This is a genomic window from Paenarthrobacter sp. CM16, assembly GCF_013179505.1.
Classification (GTDB): Bacteria; Actinomycetota; Actinomycetes; order Actinomycetales; family Micrococcaceae; genus Arthrobacter.
Genome location: NZ_JABMCX010000412.1, coordinates 1 through 3152 on the forward strand (window position 1 = coordinate 1; position 3152 = coordinate 3152).

General features: G+C 59.9%; 5 protein-coding genes. 4 read left to right on the forward strand and 1 reads right to left on the reverse strand.

Annotated features, from left to right (window positions below; genetic code table 11):
- The coding region (locus HP499_RS22615; protein ID WP_172326319.1) for a response regulator at nt 1–254 on the reverse strand (254 nt) is incomplete at its 3' end.
- Between the two features lie 265 nt (nt 255–519).
- Here HP499_RS22615 and HP499_RS22620 point away from each other — a divergent pair.
- From HP499_RS22620 to HP499_RS22635, 4 genes are all read left to right on the forward strand, one after another.
- Nucleotides 520–891 (forward strand): STAS/SEC14 domain-containing protein, encoded by a 372-nt coding sequence (locus tag HP499_RS22620; RefSeq protein ID WP_172326320.1) that lies wholly within the window; start codon nt 520–522, stop codon nt 889–891.
- Nucleotides 892–1110: 219 nt separating this feature from the next.
- On the forward strand, nt 1111–1446 hold the full coding sequence (locus HP499_RS22625; protein WP_172326321.1) for a hypothetical protein: 336 nt from the start codon (nt 1111–1113) through the stop codon (nt 1444–1446).
- A gap of 94 nt (nt 1447–1540) precedes the next feature.
- Nucleotides 1541–1864, forward strand: a complete 324-nt coding sequence (locus HP499_RS22630; protein ID WP_256378462.1) for an SOS response-associated peptidase — start codon at nt 1541–1543, stop codon at nt 1862–1864.
- Between the two features lie 184 nt (nt 1865–2048).
- The coding region (locus HP499_RS22635; RefSeq protein WP_172326322.1) for a tyrosine-type recombinase/integrase at nt 2049–3152 on the forward strand (1104 nt) is incomplete at its 3' end.

Below are 3152 nucleotides of genomic sequence, written 5' to 3' on the forward strand. Positions count from 1 at the left end.
GCGAACGCGGTGATCATCAAAATCGGGGCATTAGTCACAGCGCGTAGTAAGCCAGCTACTTCGCGGCCATCCATGTCGGGGAGCCCTAGATCAAGGGTGATCAGCGTCAGCTCCACACTGGTCGCTGCCAGGAGACCTTCCGTCCCCGATGCCTCGACCCGGACGTCAAAGCCGGCGGTGGTAAGGATTACCTCGAGCAGTCCGGCGATATCCTCGTCGTCCTCGATAACCAGGCATTTTCCGCGTGAAGTCATGGCCCCTCTCTCTCACGTCCTCGCTAGTCTACGACCGCGCGCACGGACCAACCCATAGGCGACGCCTAGCATATAAAACTGACCGGGATGGATCTTGAGGAAATCTTGAGCTTTCCCTGCCCGATTCTTGAGGAATCGCACCCACGGTTTAAACGACTGGGCGGAAGCATAGGCGTACTGGGTGGCCGGTCTTGCAGCAGGCCGCCACCCAGATCCCACCAGCTATTGTTTATGCTTTCCCGGTGACAGAACTAGGTGGAAGCCCATGACTGGCCAGGACCAGCTGCCCAATTCTGCCGTCCGGCTGGAGGGCGAGGCCATCCTGCACCTGATGTGGAATCCCGGAACCCACATCGAAGCCGAAAACGCCCAAGCCGCCATGGACGCGGTCAACAGTGCCGCCGGCACCGAAAGGTACCCGCTGTTGGTTGAGATCGCCGAAGCGAGCTTCCTCAGCCATGAAGCACGCGCTGTCTTCGCTCAACCGTGTTCCGCTTCCAGGATCGCCTTGCTGGGAGCAGGACCAGTGGACCGCGTGCTGGTCGACTACCAACTCAACACCGCCGCGCCCCCATGCTCCACCAGATTCTTCAGCTCAAAAGCGGACGCTCTTACATGGCTCAGGGAGCCTCAGTAGCGCAACCGTTACAGCTCCAGGTTCTACGAAGTGGCTTGCCCGATGCCGAGCCGCGGGAAAAGACCGGCATACTGTCAGGGTTGGCCGCTATCCAACAACACAGCGAGAGGCAGCCCCTTCGCCGAGGCTGGGGGCTGCTTTCTTGTGTGCGGAAGCTGTTCTGCGGTGCTTCGCCCCCAAGCTGCCCCATTCCTGGGGCAGTTCTGGTACGCTCAAGATATGACAGATGAATGGAACGTTGAAGAGACCGCAGCTGCTGCTATTGCCCGGGCGCGGCTTCTTGCGCATCAGGCCAGTCTTGCCGCGGATGTCGCCATTGCTCAGGCCGTCACACTTTTGCTGGACTCGGGAATGTCCCAGCGGGCAGTCGCACAGGTGACGGGTGTGAGTAAATCCAGCGTTGCGCGGCTGGCCAAGTCCCGCCCGGCGCTGGGGGTTGCGGTCGGGCTAGAAACTGATGCCCGCGTGTACGCCTTCGCAAATGACTGGATTTGGGGCAGCCAGGAGAAGGCCCGGGTAGTGGTTGAGCAACTGGCTCCCGACTTGCGCTCCTAGCGAGACCACGCAGTCCTTGTCCTCATACTGATACATAGCGATGCGAAGCTGCGTACGGCCTCCGCTTTGACGTTTTTATGGGCAGAATGTTCTCATGTGCGGCAGATACGTGATGTCCAAGGCAACAAGCGATCTTCTGAGTCACTTTGATGCCAAGGAAGTTGAAGGCAACCCGCCGGGGCCGAGCTGGAACGTCGCCCCCACCCAGAACGTGCCCATCGTGGCCGAACGCCTGGATGATGGCACCCTCGACCGGCGCCTCCTGATAGCCAAATGGGGTCTCGTCCCATCCTGGGCAAAAGACACCAAGATCGGCTCCAAGCTGGTAAATGCCCGCAGCGAGACGATCCTCGAAAAGCCCTCGTTTCGCAGCGCCGCCGTGAAAAGACGCGCAATTTTGCCCGCTTATCCGGTATAGATTTCTGCCCTTCGTCAACGTCTTCAACGGTGGGCGCGGGCGGCTTTGCCCTGTTGAAGACTTGGCTATCCGGTATTCGTCTTCATCGGAAGGCCCTGGTCCTTCCGTGCACCGTTCACTCGGAGTACCGCTTCAGTTTGTTTGCGTACGCGAACCTGAGGGGAGCGGAACGGAGAGCTGACAGATGACGCGAGTTCAGCGGGTTCAAAGCGACGGCGAAGAGACCACGTGGACTGTTCTTGGGGAAGATTTCCTGCCGGTTCCAGAGATAGAGCTGTACATTGAGCATTTGAGGCAGACCGGACATTCGCCCAATACCGTCAAGTCCTATTCGCGATCTCTCTGCTTGTGGTGGGATTTTCTGGGCCTTCGCGGAAGAGCATGGGATGAACCGAAGATCGAGGACATGTCCGCGTTTCTGGCGTGGATTCGGACTGGTATTCCGCCAGACGTGACTCCACTCCGCGGGGCGGACACGCCCTCTCGGATCGCCCCTTCAACAGCTGCCCTGAGGATCCAGGGTGTGCGTTCCTTCTATGCATTTCATCAGTGGCGGGGATACGACTTCGCAGCAATTGTCTACTCCGACCGCCCTGCCCGAAGTCCTTACTTACCGTTCCTGGGGCATACAAGCCGTGGCCTGCGCCGCAGCGCGTCCGTCAGTGTCCCGAAGCGACGGTCCATAGCTCCTGTTTTGACGGCCCGGCAAGTCGATGCGATCAAGGATCATTGTGGTCGGTTCGACCAGTTGACAGGGATGTGGAGCGGGTCTGTACGAGACCTCTTACTATTCACCCTGCTGGAGGAAACGGGTCTCCGCTTAGGGGAGGCGCTGAGTCTGCAGCATCGGGACTGGCAGTCAGGGCGTGGGGAAAACCCCTACGTTGAGGTCGCCCCGCGCGATGACCACCCACATGGGCTGAGGGTCAAGGGATTCCGCTACCGCAAGATTCATATCTCGGACAGCCTCGACCGGCTCTACGCCGAATACGTCTGGCAGTTGTGCGACAAGGGAATGGACCTAGTCGTACCGTCCATGGATGAGGCGTATGTGTTCGTGAACCTCAGGGTGGGGCACGAGTTCAAGCCCCTGCGGACGGAAACAGTCTACAAACGCGTCGGGCAAATCCGCCGGGCTCTTGGTCCCGCGGTTCCGCAACGCTGGACGCCTCACTGGTTCCGCCACACCCATGCCACGGCAATGCTCCTGGCCGGCGCCCCGCTCCATGTGGTGAGTCGACGGCTCGGACACTCCGACGTCCAGACAACTCTGGATCTGTATGCCTGG